This window comes from Pseudoalteromonas holothuriae (assembly GCF_945859825.1).
Lineage (GTDB): Bacteria > Pseudomonadota > Gammaproteobacteria > Enterobacterales > Alteromonadaceae > Pseudoalteromonas > Pseudoalteromonas holothuriae.
Window position 1 is genome coordinate 1 of record NZ_CAMAPC010000097.1, and the last position, 326, is coordinate 326.

General features: G+C 38.7%; 1 protein-coding gene. It reads left to right on the forward strand.

All coding sequences use genetic code 11. The annotated features are described in order from the left end of the window. A partial coding sequence (locus OCI93_RS21060; protein ID WP_261627275.1) for a flagellin occupies nt 1-121 on the forward strand: 121 nt, incomplete at its 5' end. Nucleotides 122-326 lie beyond the last annotated feature (205 nt).

A 326-nucleotide genomic window follows, 5' to 3' on the forward strand; every position in this document is an offset into this window, starting at 1 on the left:
TGCGGATTTTGCGATAGAAACGGCTACGTTAACAAAAGCACAGATATTACAACAGGCAAGTAGTACGATATTGTCTCAGGCGAATCAGCGTCCACAGTCAGCATTGTCACTGCTTGGGTAAAATAAAAACTCGGGTTACATCTTAGACATAACCCGAGTATTCGTAGAGATGTTAAGAGTACATATTAAGTGAGCGCAAGACAGGAGGCCATAACTTAAATTTAACACTAGAAAAGTTCGGGCAATTCTAGTGTGTACTCACAACAAGCTTTATCAAAGCAAGTTTAATGCCAAAATAAAAGTCGTTATTTTGGCTCTTTCCTTTT